The following is a 17,362-nucleotide window of genomic DNA, read 5'->3' on the forward strand; positions in this document are numbered from 1 at the left end:
AAGCGCCGCCACTCGGAGACAACCATGAATCTGCATGCCGCCGACCTGCGCGCAGACCACGAAGACGGTTACCTCGTCAGCCGCCCCCAGGCGTGGTTTGCATTTGCGATGACCTTTGCACTGATGCTGTTCGATTACATCGACCGGCAAGTCATCGTGTCGCTGTTCCCGCATCTGAAGACAGCCTGGGCGCTGTCCGACAAGCAACTTGGCGCGCTCGTCTCGGTCATCTCGATCGTGGTGGCGGTGGGCGGCTTGCCGGTAGCGCTGCTGGCCGACCGCTTCAGCCGCGTCAAGAGCATCGTCGTGATGGCCACGGTATGGAGCCTGGCAACGATCTCCTGCATGTTCACGCGCAATTACGGACAGCTCTTCACCGCGCGCGCCATCGTGGGCGTGGGTGAAACCGGCTACGGCTCGGTGGGCGCGGCGCTCATTGCCAGCCTGTTTCCCAAGCGCCTGCGCGCCACGTTGATGGGCGCCTTCTTTGCCGCGGCATCCGTCGGGTCGGTGTTGGGCGTGTTGCTCGGTGGCGTGATCGCAGCGCGCTGGGGCTGGCAGGCGGCGTTTGGCGTGGTGGGTGTCCCAGGCCTGCTGCTGGCACTGCTCTATGTGTTCGTGCCGGACTACAAAACGGTGGCGATGGCACCGGGTAGCACGCAAGCGCGGCAGCCCGCTGGCACGCTCCTGCAGCGCGTGGCAGGCGCGCTCACCAGCTCGCGCACCCTGTGGTGGACTTGCCTGGGCGCTGCCTTCCAGCTGATCGTCGTGTCGACCATCTGGTCGTGGCTGCCGAGCTACCTGAATCGCTATCACGGCACGCCGCCGGACCGTGCCGCCATGCAAGCCGCGCTGGTGGTGCTGTGCGGCGCGCTGGGCGCCTTCGTGTGGGGTGTGGTGGCCGATGTGGTTGCAGCACGCCGCCAGCGCAACCGGCTGATTGCCGTGGCGGTGCTGGCCGTGGTCACGCTGCTCGTGTTCATGACGGCGTTCGGTACCACCATGCCGGCCAACCAGCAGTTCCTCATGATCGCCTTTGGCGGCTTCTTGATGACGTGCACGGTCGCGCCGGCTTCCAGCGTGGTGTTCGACGTGGTGCACCCCGGCGTGCGCTCAACGGGCGCCGCGGTGCTGTCACTGTTCCAGAACCTGTTCGGCCTGGCCATCGGGCCGTTTGTGGGCGGCGCCATGTCCGATGCATGGGGCCTGCAAACCGCCCTGGCCGTGATGCCGATCTTCGGTGTGGTGGCAGCGGGCTGCTTCCTGCTGGCGGCACGCAGCTACGAAGCGGAACTCAAGCGCGTGGCCAACGTGCCGATCGACGCAGCACCCGCCTCCGCACCCACTGCCGTGGCTTCCGCATGACGGCCTTGCTCCGCTAACCGCGCGCCGCCCTCAAGGCACCCATCCCCTCTCCGCTTTGACCGCGTCTCCTAAGCGAGGCGCGCGGGCGGCGCGCACCCCGAACATCCGAAAAGAACCAAGGAGATACCCATGGCAACCGCAGTCCGCTTTCATGAAACCGGCGGCCCCGAGGTCTTGCGCTGCGAGACCGTCGAAGTCGGCAAGCCCGGCCCGGGGCAGGTCCGTCTGCGCCACGAGGCCGTCGGCCTGAACTTTGCCGATACGTACTTCCGCTCGGGGCTCTACCCCGTACCCCGCCCCGCCGGCATGGGCGTTGAAGCGGCAGGCATCGTTGAAGCCGTGGGTGATGGCGTGAGCAACGTCGCCGTGGGCGACCGCGTGACCTACACCGGCTTCATCAACACGCTGGGCGCATACAGCACCGAGCGACTGATCCCGGCCGCACCGCTGATCAAGCTGCCCGCCGCCATTGCCTGCGAAACCGCCGCCGCCATGACCATGCGGGGCCTGACGTCGGCCTACCTGCTGCGCCGCATCTACCCGTTTGCGAAGGGCAACACGATCCTGCTGCATGCGGCCGCCGGCGGTGTGGGGCTCATCGTCTCGCAGTGGGCCAAGTTGCTTGGGCTGACCGTGATTGGCACGGTATCGAGCGAAGCCAAGGCGGACATCGCCCGCGCACATGGTTGCGACCACGTCATCAACTACGCGCACGAAGACGTTGCAAAGCGCGTGCGCGAACTCACCGATGGCGTGGGCGTGAACGTGGTGTTCGACAGCGTGGGCAAGGCCACCTTCGATGCCTCGCTCGATTCGCTCAAGCGACGCGGCCTGATGGTGTGCGTCGGCACGGCGTCGGGGCCGATCCCGCCGTTCAACCCGCAGCTGCTGGCGATGAAGGGATCGCTTTACCTCACGCGTCCGGCCCTGGCCGATTACATCGCTGAACCAGCCGAGAAAGCCGAACTTGCCGGCGAGCTGTTTGACCACGTGGCGGCTGGCCGCATCAGGATCGAGATCCATCAGCGCTACGCATTGGAAGACGCCGTGCAGGCACACCGCGATCTGGAATCGCGCAAGACGACGGGCTCGTCCGTCTTCGTCATCTGAGGGGACCGTCGTGCGTATCGAACAACTGACCAACGCCCTGGGTGCCGAGCTGACCGGCGTGCAACTGGCTGACGCGATCGAAGACGAAGGCCTGTTTGGCGAAATCCGCACAGCGCTGCTCAAGCACCGCGTGATCTTCCTGCGCGATCAGGACTTGAGCCGCGCGCAGCACGTCGCATTCGCCAGCCGCTTCGGCGAGCTGGAAGACCACCCCGTCGCCGGCAGCGACCCGGAGCACCCGGGCCTCGTGCGCATCTACAAGACGCCCGAACACCCGAACGACCGCTACGAAAACTGCTGGCACGCCGACACCACGTGGCGCGAGGCACCACAGTTTGGTGCCGTGCTGCGCTGCGTGGAATGCCCGCCCGTTGGCGGCGACACCATGTGGGCCAACATGGTGCTGGCGTACGAGAAGCTGCCCGACGACGTCAAGCGCGACATTGCCGGCCTGCGTGCCCGCCACAGCATCGAAGCCAGCTTTGGCGCGGTCATGCCGATCGAAAAGCGTCTCGCACTCAAGGCGCAGTACCCCGATCCGGAACATCCCGTGGTGCGCACACACCCCGAGACCGACGAAAAGGTGCTGTACGTGAACGGCTTCACGACGCACTTCACGAACTACCACACACCCGCGCGCGTGCGTTTTGGGCAGGACGCTACCGGCGGCGCGTCTGAACTGCTGCGCTACCTCATCAGCCAGGCCTACATTCCTGAATACCAGGTGCGCTGGCGCTGGAAGCCGAACAGCGTGGCGATCTGGGACAACACCGCCACGCAGCACTACGCGGTCATGGATTACGCGCCGTGCCATCGCAAGATGGAACGCGCCGGCATCATCGGCGGCAAGCCGTTCTAACGACCGTCGGGACACATCGGACCCGTCGGCGACAACACCAAGAGGAGACCCTGCAACATGAAGACGAAGCACATCGCCCCTGCGGCACTGCTGGCCTGCGCCGGCGCGGCCTGCGCGCAATCCGGCGTCACGCTGTACGGCGTGGTGGATACCAATATCGAATACGCGACCAACCTGGCGGGCGCCACGCCGGGCAGCTCGGGCAATCGCGTGTCCATGCAAAGCGGTGGGCTATCAGGCTCGCGCTGGGGCCTGCGCGGCGTGGAGGATCTTGGCGGCGGACTGAGCGCGCTGTTCGTGCTCGAAAGCGGCTTTGCCAGCGACACGGGCCAATCGCAACAAGGCGGTCGGCTGTTCGGGCGTCAGGCCTACGTTGGGCTCAAGAGCAGCACGATCGGGCAGTTCACCTTCGGCCGCCAGTACACGACGCTGTTCCAGTTGCTGGCCAACTTCGAGCCGATGGCGTATTCCACGCAGTACGAACCGGCGGCCGTACAGACCGGCGTGAATTTTCGCTCCGACAACACGGCCATGTACACCGGCAACTTCGGCCCAGTGACTGCGCAGGCCCATTGGTCGTTCGGCACCGGCGCGCCGAGCGCCAACCCAACGGGCGGCGGCAACGGCGAAGTGCCGGGCCAGGCACGGCGCGACAGCGGCTATGGCGCGGGGTTGGCTTACTCGGGCGGGCCGCTGGGCGCCACGTTTGCATATGACCAGTACAACCCGAGCACCCCGCTCGGTGGCGGCGCATTCAGCTCCGGCACGGTGCGCAAGGCAGCGCTGGCGGGCAGCTACCTCTTTGGCGACGTGCTCAAGATCATGGGCGGCTACCGCTGGGGCCAGAACAAGAACGCCAACGGCAGCGTGGCGCTGCGCGACGATTACTTCTGGGCCGGCGTGAACTATCAGGCGACGAACGCCGTGATGCTCTCGCTCGAATACTCGTACCAGAAGATCAAGACCATCAACAGCGCGCCGTCCACGCAGGCCAACCCGTGGCAGCTCGCGTTCATTGCCGACTACACGCTTTCCAAGCGCACCGACCTGTACCTGACCACGGCCTATGCGCGCAACGCGGGCCTGGCGCTCGACCAGGCCACGGTAGACCTCAACGCCACCGGCTACGGCCTGGGTGCCGGAAAGACCAGCATGCTCGGCGCGGCTGTCGGCATCCGCCACAAGTTCTGAGCGGCCGGTACCCAAAAGCACCTCGGGAGGCGGGCTCCGCCGTCTCCCCGGTCGGCATTCGAGGAGGGTGACCTCCTCGTTTTTTCTTCATGGCATTTCATCATGACGTTGTCCAACACTTCTCCCACCATCCTCATGGTGCCCGGCCTGCGCGACCACGTGGCCGAACACTGGCAGACGTTGCTCGAAGCCAAACTCCAGGCCGCAGGCCACAAGGCTGCGTCAGTCCCACCGCTGGAAGTCGACCGGCTGAGCTGCGCGGCACGGGTGGCAGCATTGGACAAAGCCATCACCGCCATCGACGGGCCGGTGATCCTGGTGGCGCATAGCGCGGGCGTGATGATCACCGTGCACTGGGCGAAACGGCACGCGCGCAAGATCCACGGCGCACTGCTGGCCACCCCGGCCGATCTCGAGACGCAGTTGCCGTCGGGCTACCCCACGCAGGACGTGCTGCAGAAAAATGGCTGGCTGCCCTGCCCGCGGCGCCCGTTGCCGTTTCCGAGCATCGTCGCGGCCAGCCGGAACGATCCGCTGGCGTCGTTCGAGCGCGTAACCGCCATGGCCGTCGACTGGGGCAGCCGCCTGGTCGATCTGGGAGGTGTCGGCCATTTGAACCCCGCCGCGGGATTTGGCCCCTGGCCCATGGCGGAAGCGCTGATCCATGAACTCGTTTGACCCACCCGTGCGGGAAATGCCGGCCGGCGCGAACGGTCGGCGCGCAACGCTCACGATCGATGTCTTCTTCGACTTCATCTGCCCGTGGTGCTGGATCGGTACGCGCCATCTGGCCAGCGCGCTGCGCACGTTCGCAACGCTGCATCCGGAGGTGAAGACCAAGGTGCGATGGCGTCCGTATCCGCTGTTGCCGGACACCCCGGCCGAAGGGCTGCCCTACCAGGCGTTCTACCTCGGCCGCCTCGGCAGCCCCACTGCCGTTTCGATGCGGCGCGCTGAGGTGCAGTGCGCCGGGCAAGCCGCCGGCATCGACTTCGATTTCACGCGCATCAACGTCCTGCCCAATACCGAGCGCGCGCACGGTGTAGTTCGGAAATATCGCCGGGTCGACGCGGGCGGACAGCCGGCCCAGCTTATCGAACGCATCTTCAGCGCCTATTTTGTGGAAGGCGCAGACATCGGTAACGAAGACGTGCTGCAACGCCTGGAGGTCGAGCACACCATCGCCCGGGCGATGGCGCTCGATGCGGGCCCACCCAGCGTCTGCAAGCCAATCGGTCGCGGCGTGACCGTTTCCGGGGTGCCGCATTTCATCTTCAACTCGAACGTCGCGCTCTCGGGTGCGCATCCGGCAAGCACGCTCGTGCGCGCCATGCAGAACGCGCTGTCGCAATCGCCACTGCAATCGCAAGAGGAAGCGCAGTGAACACCATGGCATCCAATGTCACCGTGGCCTTGTCCGGCGAACTAGGCGCCGGAGACCGCAAGCTCGTCCTCGTCAACGGTCGCAGCATCGTCCTGCTCAACATCGAAGGCCGGCTTCATGCCGTCGACAACAGTTGCCCGCACAACGGGGCTTCGCTGGCCTCGGGGCGCCTTGATGGCAACGTATTGCAGTGTCCGGCGCACGGCCTGCGCTTCGATCTCGCCACCGGCTGCATGCCCGGCGCCGGTGGCCTGTGTCTGAAGACCTACGCCATTCACGAGACCGACGGGCACATCGTCATCCAGCTGGAAGACGCTGCCTGAACCGCCACGCCCGTACGAACCTGCATACCGAACAACGCCTTCCCGATCATGCACGCGAACCTCATCACCCCGACACCTTCGGCGTACACCTATCCGCTGCTCGTCAAGCGCCTGCTGACCAATGCGCAATGCCTCTACGGCGAGCAGGAAATCACCTATCGCGGTGCGCTGCGCTACAGCTATCGCACGTTTCGCGAACGCATCGGCCGGCTTGCGTCGGCACTGAACACACTGGCGGTTCAGTACGGCTCGACCGTGGCCGTCTTGGATTGGGACAGCCACCGCTACCTCGAGTGTTACTTCGGCGTGCCGATGATGGGCGCGACGCTGTTCACCGTGAACGTGCGGCTGTCAGCTCAGCAGATCCTCTACACGCTCAACGATGCGCGGGCCGAAGTCGTGCTCGTGCAAGCCGACTTCGTGCCACTGCTGGAAGAGATCTGGGACGGCCTGACGAGCGTGCGCCACGTTGTCGTGCTGGCCGACAACGCCCCCATGCCGCACACCCCGCTGCCGGTGGCAGGCGAATACGAAGCGCTGCTCGCCCATGCCTCGCCCGACTTCGCATTTGCCGACTTCGATGAACGCACGCGGGCCGCAACGTTCTATACGACCGGCACGACGGGTGCCCCGAAAGGCGTGAGCTACAGCCACCGCGACATCGTGCTGCACACCATGGCAACTGCCACGACGCTGTGCGCACCGCGCGATGGCCAGCGCCTGCACCGCGAAGACGTGTACATGCCGATCACGCCGATGTTCCATGTGCTGGCCTGGGGCATGCCGTACATCGCCGTCATGCTGGGCTTGAAGATCGTGCTGCCGGGCCGCTACGCAGCTGACCTGCTCCTCAAGCTGCATGGCGCCGAGCGGGTGACCTTCTCGCATTGCGTGCCGACCTTGCTGCAGATGCTGCTGCAGGCATCGGAAGGCGGCATGCATGATCTGTCGGGATGGAAGGTCCTCATTGGCGGCTCGGCGTTGTCTCCGGCGCTCTGCGAGGCGGCGCTTGATCGCGGCATTGACGTGTTCGCCGGTTATGGCATGTCCGAAACCGGCCCCGTGGTGGCGCTCGCGCAACTGCCGCCGGGCCGCAAGCCCGCAGACCGGCGGGATGAGATTCGAATGCGCTGTGCCACAGGGCGCCCCGTGCCGCTGGCCGAACTGCGCATCGTCGACGAACAATTGCGCGATGTGCCGCACGACGGCAAGCACCAGGGCGAGATCGTTTTGCGCACGCCCTACCTCACGCAGGCCTATTTCAACAAGCCGGAAGCGTCGGAAGAGCTGTGGGCGGGCGGCTACCTTCACACGCAGGACATCGCCGTCATGACGCCCGATGGTTTCGTGCAGATCGTCGACCGCATCAAGGACGTCATCAAGACCGGCGGCGAGTGGGTGTCGTCCATTGAAGTGGAAAGCCTGATTGCCCAGGTACCGGGCGTGCAGGAGAGCGCCGTGATCGGTGTGCGCGACGCCAAATGGGGAGAACGCCCGATGGCGTTTGTCGTTGGCAAGCCAGGGGCGCGCCTGAAGGCGGAGGCTATCCGCGATTGCCTGCTGGCACACGCCGAGGCCAAACGCATCAGCAAATACGCCGTGCCAGAGCTGGACCGTATCGCCTTCGTTGCAGAGATCCCCAAAACGAGCGTCGGCAAGATCAACAAGAAGGCCTTGCGCGAGAGCACGGCGTAAGCCTCACGCGCGTTCCCCGCCGGCAGCACGGCGGCTGCCGGCGGGGATGTCGTCAAACCATCCGGCGGATGCCGAACCGCTGCGCCCGGCGGCGCCACACGAGCGCGTAATACAGCCCCTGCATCACGAACATGGCGAGGAAGGCGGCCGGGTACGCAGCCCAGATGCCATCGGTGCCGATATGCCGGCTCAGCACCCAGGCCACCGGCACTTCCACCGCCGCAATGGCGAGGATGGAAATGGCCGTGGGCGCCATCACCGTGCCGCTTGAGCGCATCACGCCCGAGAAGACGCTCGCCATGCCGAAGATGACCGAGCTCCACAGCGAGATATGCAGCAGGCTCTGGGCAAGGCTCATCACCTCCGTGTTCGTGGTGAACCAGCCGATGACAGCGCGCGAGAACAGCAACGCCATCACCACCAGCACGCCGGTAATGGCCACGTTCAGCCACAAGCCGGTGCGCGTGATGGCGTCGAGCCGCTCTGTATTGCCCGAGCCGATGGCTTGCGCACCGAGGATCGACGCCGTGATCGCGATCGACATGGCCGGAAACTGCACGTAGCTGATGATCTGCGTGCCGGCGCCGTACGCGGCCGTCGCATCGGAGCCAAAGCCGTTGACGAATGACAGCAGCGCCAGCTCGGCAATCGAGATCACCACAAGCTGCACGCCCGTCGGCACGCCAATCTTCAGCACGGTCTTGAGCACACCAACATCGACCCAGAGGTGCCGCGCCAGCACGGCATCGGGGGCGAGCGGATGATTGCGGCGGCGCAGGAAGAATGCGAGCCACACCAGCGCGATCGTGAACGAAATGATGGTCGCCGCGGCGCCGCTTGCGACGCCCAGTTGCGGCAAGCCGAACCAGCCCCGAATGAAGGTCGGCGTCAGCACCAGCCCGATCGACGTCGACAGCGCGAGGGTGCGCAACGGCGTGCGCGTGTCGCCCACGCCCCGCATCATCGCCGTAGCCAGCAGGTAGACGAACAGGCCTGGCATGGCATAGAGCATGACGCTGGCGTAGAGCGTGGCGTCCTGCAGGATGTCGGCGGGCGTGCCGAGCCACCCCAGCAGCGCGTTGGCGAACGGGCCGCCCAGCAGCGCCACCGCCAGCCCGACGATGAAGCCCACCGACAACGTTGTCCCGGCGACGGTCTTGACCGCCTCGGGCTTCTTGGCGCCCCACGCCTGCCCGATCAGCACCGCCGCACCAGACCCGAGTCCGATGATGAAAGCGATGAAGAAGAACAGGATCGGGAAAAACGCCGACACCGCGGCGAGTGCCTTCACGCCGAGCATGTGCCCCACATAGACGTTGTTGAGCGTGCCCGACAACGATTGCAGGATGTTGGCCAGGATCAGCGGGCCGAGGAATGCAATGAATGTTCGCCACAACGGGCGAGCAGCAGGCGCTGTCATGCAGCCTCCTGTTGAGGATTGAAGGCCCGGCTCGCCAGTTCGCGCGCAAAGTCGCGCACGTCGGCGGGCCAGGTGTGTGTGAGGGATTCGAACGCCGCGGCATCTGCGGCAAACAAGGCGCGCGTGGCCTCTTCAAAGCCCGCGGCGTTGCCCGCCATGGCTGACATGAAGCGGTAGGCCGCCTCTTGCGCAGTTCGGCGGCGGTCGGCCCCTTCGGCAGCGCGGCGCGCATCTTCCACCAGCTTGCGCAGCGTAACCGACGCCCCGCCCGGCTGCGCGGCCAGCCAATCCCAGTGGCGCGGCAGCAAGGTCACCTCGCGGGCAATCACGCCCAGCTTGGGGCGGCCAGGGCCACGCGGGCGGCTTGCAGATTCAGCAGGTTCAGCGGCAGATGGGGCGGCTTGATCGATGCGCGCAACCACGTCTTCAACCGTGCCGCGCAAATCGAATTCCACCGGGTGCGCGCTCGTGTTGTCGAACACCAGGACCTGCGATTCGGGGTGTGCATCAAGGTGCGTTTTGACGGCGCGTGCGACATCGCGGACGGGTCCGCCGGCCAGGCGTTGGGTGCCGGCAAAGGCCGTGCACGCGTGGATTGTTGCGGCATCCATGAGAAGCGCTCCTGCTGAAGTTTCAACAGGAACGCATTCTACCCGGGTTTAATTGGATGTCAATATTACCCGGGCATAAAAGCAATATTGCGTGTAACGCGACGCAAAGGTCACGCCGCCTGCTGCACGCGCGCCTCCACAAGCAGCCGTTTGAGTTCCGGCACGCACGAGCCGCAATTGCCGCCCGCCTTCAGGCACGTCGTGATCTCGCCGGTGGTTTGCAGGCCCTTGGTGCGGATGGCATCGCAGATGGTGTTGCGGCCTACGCCAAAGCACGAGCAGACGGTCGGCCCCACATCGACACCCGCTTCGATCGGCTGGCCGAGCAGCACGCCCGCACGGTCGAGGTCTTCGAGACGCTCTTGCGCGAACAGGCCCGCGAGCCAGTTGCGCGACGGCAGATCCGGACGCGGTGACAAAAACACGCAGGCTTCGATGCGGTCATCCACCACGTGCACAGCGCGATAGACACGCGCAGTGGTGTCTTCGTATTCGAGCCAGTCGGCGTGTGGGTCGGTTACGCCCAGCAGCGCGCGCGCCCAATCGTGCACGGAACCAAGCTGCTGGCGGCCGGCCAGTTCATAGCGCACGAACTGCTTGCCTTGAATGCGCGTCCACCACGTTGCATCGTCGGTGTCGAGCGCGCGGCGCGAGAGCACAAAGCCGTGCCATGCCACATCGAACGGCTCGACCATCACCGGTGTGTGCTTGAACTCCGGCTCGCCAGACACCGGGTCGACCACCGGATTGACGACCGCACCCACGCGCGCATCAGATGCAAACTGGCCGTTCCAGTGGATCGGCACGAAGACGCTGCCACGCGCGATGCCGCCCGTCATGCGCACACGCGCCACCACACTGCCCCAGCGTGACGACACGCGTGCCAGGCCACCTTCACGCACGCCGGCCAGCAGCGCATCGTGCGGGTGCAGATCGACAAACGGTTCGGGCACGTGGTCAGCCAGCTTGGGCGCGCGGCCCGTACGCGTCATGGTGTGCCATTGGTCGCGCACACGGCCCGTGTTGAGGATGAGCGGATATTCGCCATCCGCCGCATGCGCGGGCGCACGGGCGGGCGTCGGCACGAAACGCGCGCGGCCATCGGCGTGGGCGAAACGGCCATCGCTGAAGAGGCGCGCTTCGCTGTTGCCGGACGTTGCGATAGGCCATTGCACCGGCGACATGCCTTCGTATGCATCGGTATCGAACCCTGTCAGGCCGCCGAGGTGGAAGGCGCGACGCGTGCCGCTCGCATCGTTGGCGTAGGCGGACAGGCGCGCGTGTTCGTCAAACACATCGCCCGCGCTCTTGAAGTCGAAACCATCGTAGCCCATGCGGCGGGCAACGTCGGCGACGATGTCCCAGTCGGCGCGCGCCTCGCCGGGGGGCGGCAGGAAGGCGCGCTGGCGCGAGATGCGGCGTTCGGAGTTCGTCACGGTGCCGTCTTTCTCTCCCCAGCCCAGCGCAGGCAACAGGATGTCGGCCAGCACGGTCGTGTCGGTAGCCTCAACGATGTCGGAAGCGACGACGAGTTCGCACTTGGCCAGTGCACGGCGCGCCTGGTCCGCATCGGGCAGGCTGACCACGGGGTTGGTCCCCATGATCCACACGGCCTTGACGCGCCCGTCTTCAATGGCATTGAACAGGTCGACCGCCTTGAGGCCCACCTTGTCGGCCATGCGCGGTGCGCCCCAGAACGTCTGCACGAGGTCGCGATGCGACGGCTCGTTCAGCTCCATGTGCGCGGCCAGCATGTTGGCCAGACCGCCCACTTCGCGCCCGCCCATCGCATTCGGCTGGCCGGTAATCGAAAACGGCCCCATGCCAGCGCGGCCGATGCGCCCCGTGAGCAAGTGGCAGTTGATGATGCTGTTGACCTTGTCCGTGCCCGCCGTCGATTGGTTGACGCCCATCGAAAACGCGGTGATGGTGCGCTCGGTGTCGGCAAACCAGCTGTAGAAGGTGAGCAGATCGTCGAGCTTGAGCTTGCAGGCCTTGGCGACGGCTTCAACGTCGTGGCTCTCTGTGCCGGCCGCTTCCAGGGCGGCATCGGGGCCGTTGGTGTGCTGCGTGACGAAATTACGGTCCACCACACCGCGCCGCGAGAGGAACGACAGCAGGCCATTGAACAGCCATACATCGGTGCCGGGCTTGATGGGCAGATGCAGATCGGCCAGTTCGCACGTGGCCGTGTGGCGCGGGTCGACCACCACCACCTTCATCTCGGGCCGCGCTTCCTTGGCGCGCACGATGCGCTGGAACAGGATCGGATGGCACCACGCCGTGTTGGAGCCGACCAGCACGACGAGGTCTGCCGTTTCCAGATCGTCATAGCAGACGGGCACGAGGTCTTCGCCAAACGCGCGCTTGTGCCCCGCCACGGCCGACGACATGCACAGCCGCGAGTTGGTATCGATATTTGCCGTGCCGATAAAGCCCTTCATCAGCTTGTTGGCGACGTAGTAATCCTCGGTCAGCAACTGGCCGGAGACGTAGAGCGCGACGGAATCCGGGCCGTGCTCTTCGGCGATGCGGCGAAAGCCTTGCGCGACAGCGTCGAGCGCGGTATCCCACGAGACGCGCTGTAATGGCGCAGGTTTGGCCAGTTGCGGAGCGCCAGCGTCGCGGGAACGCTTGCGCATGGCTGGGAAGAGCAGACGGCCGTCCAGGCTCACGGTCTCGCCCAGGGCCGAGCCTTTCACGCACAGGCGCCCGGCGTTGGACGGATGCGCCGGGTCCCCGGCAATGCCGATGCTGCCATCCGCCTGTGGGGTCGCGAGCACGCCGCAGCCGACGCCGCAGTAGGGGCAGGTGGTGCGCACGGCGTCCGTTACTGGGTGAATGGGGATGGTTGTCATCGTCATCTCTGTATTGCTTTGCGTGATTGGTGCATCCCTGGTTTCACCCCCTGCCGGGGGCGACTCACTTTCTTTGTCTTGCCAAAGAAAGTAAGCAAAGAAAGGCGCGCCCGAGATGGCGACTTCCCCTTGAATTTCCGTAAGCGGACGGGGAAGGAGGCAAACTCGCTTCGCTCAAACAAGCCTCCTTCCTTTTTCCGCCCGCTTACAGAAATTCAAGGCGCCATCTAGGGCAGATAAGTCAAAGGCCACACCAACGGCATGCAAAGGGTGTCGCCGGTTTCGCGTCTTGCCGGTGTTCATTACGCGGCTTCGGCTTCGCACAGCGCGCGGCCAAACAACAGGCGCTGGCGAATCGGTGTGATCGGGGTCTGGCGCTGGATCATGTCGAAGTACCACGGGCCGTCGGCCACATCGCCGTACAGCACCGCGCCGACGATGCGGTCTTCCTTCAGGACGAGCCGCTTGTAGACGCCGCGGCGCGGGTCACGCAGCACGATGTCTTCGGTGCCGTCGCCGCCGATGAAATCGCCCGCGGAATACAAGTCCACGCCCGTGACCTTCAACTTGGTCGCGGTGGCCTGCTGGACATAGCGGCGGTGCCCGGCGCCGGCCAGGTGCGCGGCACACACGCGGGCCTGGTCCCAGATGGGCGCGACGAGGCCGAACGTTGCGCTGCGGTGTTGCACGCATTCGCCCACGGCGTAGATGCGCGGGTCGTAGGTCTGCAGCGTGTCGTCAACGATGATGGCGCGTTCGCAATGCAGGCCGGCGGCCTTGGCAAGCTCGATGTTCGGGCGTACGCCGGCAGTCATGACGACGAGGTCGGCGGGGATCTCGGTGCCGTCCTTGAAGCGCACAGCGGTCACGCGGTCGGTGCCCAGCAGCTCCGCCGTGTGTGCGCCCAGCAGGAAGCGCAGGCCCTTGGCTTCCAGCGCCTTCTGCAACAGCTTGGCGGCCGGCTTGTCGAGCTGGCGCTCCATCAGGCTGTCGGGCAGGTGCACCACGGTCACCTCCATGCCCTGGCGCATCAGGCCGTTCGCGGCCTCAAGCCCAAGCAAACCACCGCCGATGACGACCGCGTGACGGTGGTTGCGGGCCGCTTCCAGCATCGTCTCCACATCCTGAATGTCGCGAAAGGCGATCACGCCGGGCAGCAGGTGCCCCGGCACCGGCAGGATGAACGGCCGCGAGCCCGTGGCGATCAGCAGGCGGTCGTAGCGCATCTCCACGCCGTCGCGCGAGCGCAGCGTGCGGCGCGGGCGGTCGATGGCGACCACCGGGTCGCCGGCGTGCAGCGTGATGTGATTCTGGTCGTACCACTCGCGCGTGTTGAGCATGATGTCGTCAACCTGCTTCTCTCCCGCCAGCACCGGCGAGAGCAGGATGCGGTTGTAGTTGCCGTGCGGCTCTTCGCCAAATACGGTCACGTCGTACAGGTCCGGCGCGAGCTTGAGCAACTCTTCGACCGTGCGCATGCCGGCCATGCCGTTGCCGATGACGACCAGCTTGGGGCGTACGGTCTTGGCGTTCATGCTGCCTTCTCCTGAAGGTTGTCGGTCATTGGATTCACTCAGTGCCGGCGGCCACGGCCCCCGGCTTACGGCTTGCAGCTCATGCCGCTACCCACACCTTGCCGTCTTCCACCTTGGTTGCGTAGGCATGCACGGAGTTGGCCGGCGCTTCGAGGCACTCGCCCGTGGTCAGGTCGAAATGCTGCTTGTAGATCGGCGACGCGACGACGATGCGCTCGCCCAGGTTGCCGACCAGCCCGCGCGACAGCACGGCGGCGGCGGAGTTCGGGTCGTAGTTGCCGATGGCGTACACGCTTTGCGGCGTGTTGCCGCCCACACGGAACACGGCAACCTGGTCACCGTCCACCAGCGCGCAAACGCCGGTGTTGGGAACGATGTCGTCCAGGGCACAGACCGGGGTCCAACGGGATGCTTGCATGACGTCCTCCTCTTCCTCTATCAGGCTCAAGCGGCTTCAGCAACAACAGGAATGCGCACGGGCCGCGTCTTCGCACGCTCCTCCACCGTCGCCGGGCGGATCTGGCCGCGCTCCTCGACGAAGACCACATTCGCGTCCTTCGCCTCGCTGTTGACGAAGTGGCGGAAGCGCTTGCGCACGTCGGGGTTGGTCACGGCCGTCTTCCACTCGTCTTGATAGGTGTCGACCACGTGCTGCATCTCGGCTTCGAGTTCGGCCACGATGCCCAGCTTGTCGTTGATCACCACATCCTTCAGATAGTCGAGACCGCCTTCGAGGTTGTCGCGCCATGTGCTGGTGCGTTGCAGGCGATCAGCCGTGCGCACGTAGAACATCAGGAAACGGTCGACATACTTGATGAGCGTTTCCTGGTCGAGGTCTGCCGCCAGCAGTTCGGCATGGCGGGGCTTCATGCCGCCGTTGCCGCACACATACAGGTTCCAGCCCTTCTCGGTGGCGATGATGCCAACGTCCTTGCCTTGCGCCTCGGCGCATTCACGCGTGCACCCCGACACGCCAAACTTCAGCTTGTGCGGCGAGCGCAGGCCCTTGTAGCGGTTCTCCAGCGCCACCGCAAAACCCACCGAATCGCCCACGCCATAGCGGCACCAGGTGGAACCCACGCACGACTTCACCGTGCGCAGCGATTTGCCATAGGCATGGCCCGACTCAAAGCCTGCCGCGATCAGCTCTTCCCAGATCAGCGGCAGTTGCTCGACGCGCGCGCCGAACAGGTCGACACGCTGGCCGCCCGTGATCTTGGTGTACAGGCCGTACTTCTTGGCGACCTGGCCCACGGCGATCAGGCCGTCTGCCGTGACCTCGCCGCCGGGCATGCGCGGCACCACGGAGTACGTCCCGTCCTTCTGGATGTTGGCGAGGAAGTAGTCGTTGGAATCCTGCAGGCTGGCGTGCTCTTTCTTGAGCACGAAGTCGTTCCAGCACGAAGCGAGGATGCTCGCCACGGCGGGCTTGCAGATGTCGCAGCCCATGCCGCTGCCGTGCGCTTCCAGCAGCGCCTCGAACGACTCGATGCGGCCCACGCGCACCAGGTGATACAGCTCCTGACGCGAATACGGAAAGTGCTCGCAGATGTGGTTGTTGACGGCCAGGCCCTGCTTCTTCATCTCGGCCTTCATCACCTGCGTCATGAGCGGCACGCAGCCGCCGCACGAGGTGCCGGCCTTGGTGGCGTCCTTGAGCGCGCCCACGGTGGTGGCGCCGGCACACACGGCCTGACACAGCGCGCCCTTCGATACGTCGTTGCACGAGCAGATCTGCGCGCTATCCGGCAGCGCATCCACGCCCAGTGCCGGGCGCGCATTGCCATCGGCCTGCGGGAGGATCAGGAATTCCGGTGCTTCCGGCAGCTCGATGCGGTTGAGCATCATCTGCAGCAGCGTGCCGTATTCGGCCGCATCCCCCACCAGCACACCGCCCAGCAGGTACTTGCCGTCTTCCGACACCACCAGCTTCTTGTAGATCTGCTTGCGCTCGTCGGTGAACTGCACGCTGCGGCTACCCGGCGTCACGCCCTGCGCATCGCCCAGGCTGGCCACGTCCACGCCCATCAGCTTGAGCTTGGTGCTCATGTCGGCGCCGCTGAACTCTGCCGCGTCGTCCGCCGCCAGGATCTGCTTGGCGGTGATGCGTGCCATCTCATAACCCGGCGCAACCAGCCCGTAGACCTTGCCGCCCCACAGCGCGCATTCGCCAATCGCGTACACGTCGGGCGCGGAGGTACGGCACTCGGAGTCGATCACGATGCCGCCGCGCTCGCCCACTTCCAGCCCGCAGGCGCGCGCCAGTTCATCGCGCGGACGGATGCCGGCCGAGAAGACGACCATATCGGCTTCCAGGTGCGTACCGTCGGCAAAGTTCAGGCGATGTGTCGCCGTTTCGCCGTCGACGATCTCCGAGGTGTTCTTCTGTGTGTGGACGGTCACGCCAAGATCTTCAATCTTCCGGCGCAGCATGCGGCCGCCGCCATCGTCCACCTGCATGGCCATCAGGCGGCCGGCAAACTCCACCACGTGCGTTTGCAGGTTCATGTCGCGCAGCGCCTTGGCGCATTCCAGCCCCAGCAGGCCACCGCCGATGACAACGCCGGTCTTGGCGCGCTGGCCGCATTCAGCCATCGCTTCGAGGTCTTCGATGGTGCGATAGACGAAGCAGTCTTTGCGGTCCTTGCCTGGCACGGGCGGCACAAACGGCGACGAGCCCGACGCGATGACGAGCTTGTCGTATGGCAGCACTTCGCCGGTGGAGGCCGTCACGGTTTTGGCGGTGATGTCGATGGCCGTGGCGCGGGCGTTGAGCTTGAGCACCACATCATCGCGGTCGAAAAAGCCCGGGGCCACAAGCGAGAGATCTTCCGCCGTCTTGCCCGTGAAGAATTCCGACAGGTGCACGCGGTCGTATGCGGGGCGTGGCTCTTCGCACAGCACCGTCACCTCAAGGTGATGGCCCGGCGCATGCAGCAGGCTTTCCAGAAACTTGTGGCCCACCATTCCGTGGCCAATGACGACGATCTTCATGGTCATGGTGATGTCCT

14 protein-coding genes are annotated in these 17,362 nt (G+C 65.5%); 8 read left to right on the plus strand and 6 right to left on the minus strand.

Annotated elements, in window-relative coordinates:
* Window positions 1-24: 24 nt before the first annotated feature.
* The 8 genes from ACTJK6_RS11415 to ACTJK6_RS11450 all read left to right on the plus strand — a co-directional run bounded on the left by ACTJK6_RS11415 (window position 25) and on the right by ACTJK6_RS11450 (window position 7,927).
* Window positions 25-1,365, plus strand: coding sequence for an MFS transporter (locus tag ACTJK6_RS11415; RefSeq protein WP_260801525.1), 1,341 nt, complete (start codon window positions 25-27; stop codon window positions 1,363-1,365).
* 129 nt (window positions 1,366-1,494) lie between these two features.
* Window positions 1,495-2,475: a quinone oxidoreductase family protein gene (locus ACTJK6_RS11420; RefSeq protein ID WP_260801524.1), complete on the plus strand. Its 981-nt coding sequence runs from the start codon at window positions 1,495-1,497 to the stop codon at window positions 2,473-2,475.
* Between the two features lie 10 nt (window positions 2,476-2,485).
* On the plus strand, window positions 2,486-3,334 hold the full coding sequence (locus ACTJK6_RS11425) for a TauD/TfdA dioxygenase family protein (protein ID WP_260801523.1): 849 nt from the start codon (window positions 2,486-2,488) through the stop codon (window positions 3,332-3,334).
* 57 nt (window positions 3,335-3,391) lie between these two features.
* A complete protein-coding gene (locus tag ACTJK6_RS11430) occupies window positions 3,392-4,525 on the plus strand; it encodes a porin (protein ID WP_440839068.1) in 1,134 nt (377 codons plus the stop codon).
* A gap of 102 nt (window positions 4,526-4,627) precedes the next feature.
* Complete coding sequence (locus tag ACTJK6_RS11435; protein WP_440839069.1) at window positions 4,628-5,203, plus strand: RBBP9/YdeN family alpha/beta hydrolase; 576 nt, start codon at window positions 4,628-4,630, stop codon at window positions 5,201-5,203.
* On the plus strand, window positions 5,190-5,909 hold the full coding sequence (locus ACTJK6_RS11440; RefSeq protein ID WP_440839070.1) for a DsbA family oxidoreductase: 720 nt from the start codon (window positions 5,190-5,192) through the stop codon (window positions 5,907-5,909). Before ACTJK6_RS11435 ends, ACTJK6_RS11440 begins: the two co-directional genes overlap by 14 nt.
* A 5-nt stretch (window positions 5,910-5,914) precedes the next feature.
* The gene (locus ACTJK6_RS11445) at window positions 5,915-6,232 is read left to right on the plus strand and encodes a Rieske (2Fe-2S) protein (RefSeq protein ID WP_440839071.1); all 318 of its coding nucleotides are present in this window, start codon (window positions 5,915-5,917) and stop codon (window positions 6,230-6,232) included.
* A 48-nt stretch (window positions 6,233-6,280) separates the two neighbouring features.
* Window positions 6,281-7,927 carry a fatty acid--CoA ligase gene (locus ACTJK6_RS11450; protein ID WP_440839072.1) on the plus strand — a complete coding sequence of 549 codons (1,647 nt, stop codon included), beginning with the start codon at window positions 6,281-6,283 and terminating at the stop codon, window positions 7,925-7,927.
* Window positions 7,928-7,979: 52 nt separating this feature from the next.
* Here the strand turns inward: ACTJK6_RS11450 and ACTJK6_RS11455 are convergent, their stop codons facing one another.
* From ACTJK6_RS11455 to nirB, 6 genes are all read right to left on the minus strand, one after another.
* Entirely contained in the window at window positions 7,980-9,347 is a 1,368-nt protein-coding gene (locus ACTJK6_RS11455; RefSeq protein ID WP_316879384.1) for an MATE family efflux transporter, read from the minus strand.
* On the minus strand, window positions 9,344-9,958 hold the full coding sequence (locus tag ACTJK6_RS11460; protein ID WP_440839073.1) for a DUF2239 family protein: 615 nt from the start codon (window positions 9,956-9,958) through the stop codon (window positions 9,344-9,346). The genes ACTJK6_RS11455 and ACTJK6_RS11460 overlap by 4 nt, the downstream gene beginning before the upstream one ends.
* A 110-nt stretch (window positions 9,959-10,068) precedes the next feature.
* Complete coding sequence (locus ACTJK6_RS11465) at window positions 10,069-12,822, minus strand: molybdopterin-dependent oxidoreductase (RefSeq protein WP_440839074.1); 2,754 nt, start codon at window positions 12,820-12,822, stop codon at window positions 10,069-10,071.
* A 296-nt stretch (window positions 12,823-13,118) separates the two neighbouring features.
* The gene (locus ACTJK6_RS11470) at window positions 13,119-14,351 is read right to left on the minus strand and encodes an NAD(P)/FAD-dependent oxidoreductase (RefSeq protein ID WP_232039816.1); all 1,233 of its coding nucleotides are present in this window, start codon (window positions 14,349-14,351) and stop codon (window positions 13,119-13,121) included.
* Window positions 14,352-14,430: 79 nt separating this feature from the next.
* The gene (nirD, locus tag ACTJK6_RS11475) at window positions 14,431-14,769 is read right to left on the minus strand and encodes a nitrite reductase small subunit NirD (protein ID WP_260801516.1); all 339 of its coding nucleotides are present in this window, start codon (window positions 14,767-14,769) and stop codon (window positions 14,431-14,433) included.
* Window positions 14,770-14,795: 26 nt separating this feature from the next.
* Window positions 14,796-17,351, minus strand: coding sequence for a nitrite reductase large subunit NirB (gene nirB, locus ACTJK6_RS11480; protein WP_440839075.1), 2,556 nt, complete (start codon window positions 17,349-17,351; stop codon window positions 14,796-14,798).
* Window positions 17,352-17,362 lie beyond the last annotated feature (11 nt).

Origin of the sequence: Ralstonia sp. 22086 (assembly GCF_052045975.1) — a bacterium.
Lineage (GTDB): Bacteria > Pseudomonadota > Gammaproteobacteria > Burkholderiales > Burkholderiaceae > Ralstonia > Ralstonia wenshanensis.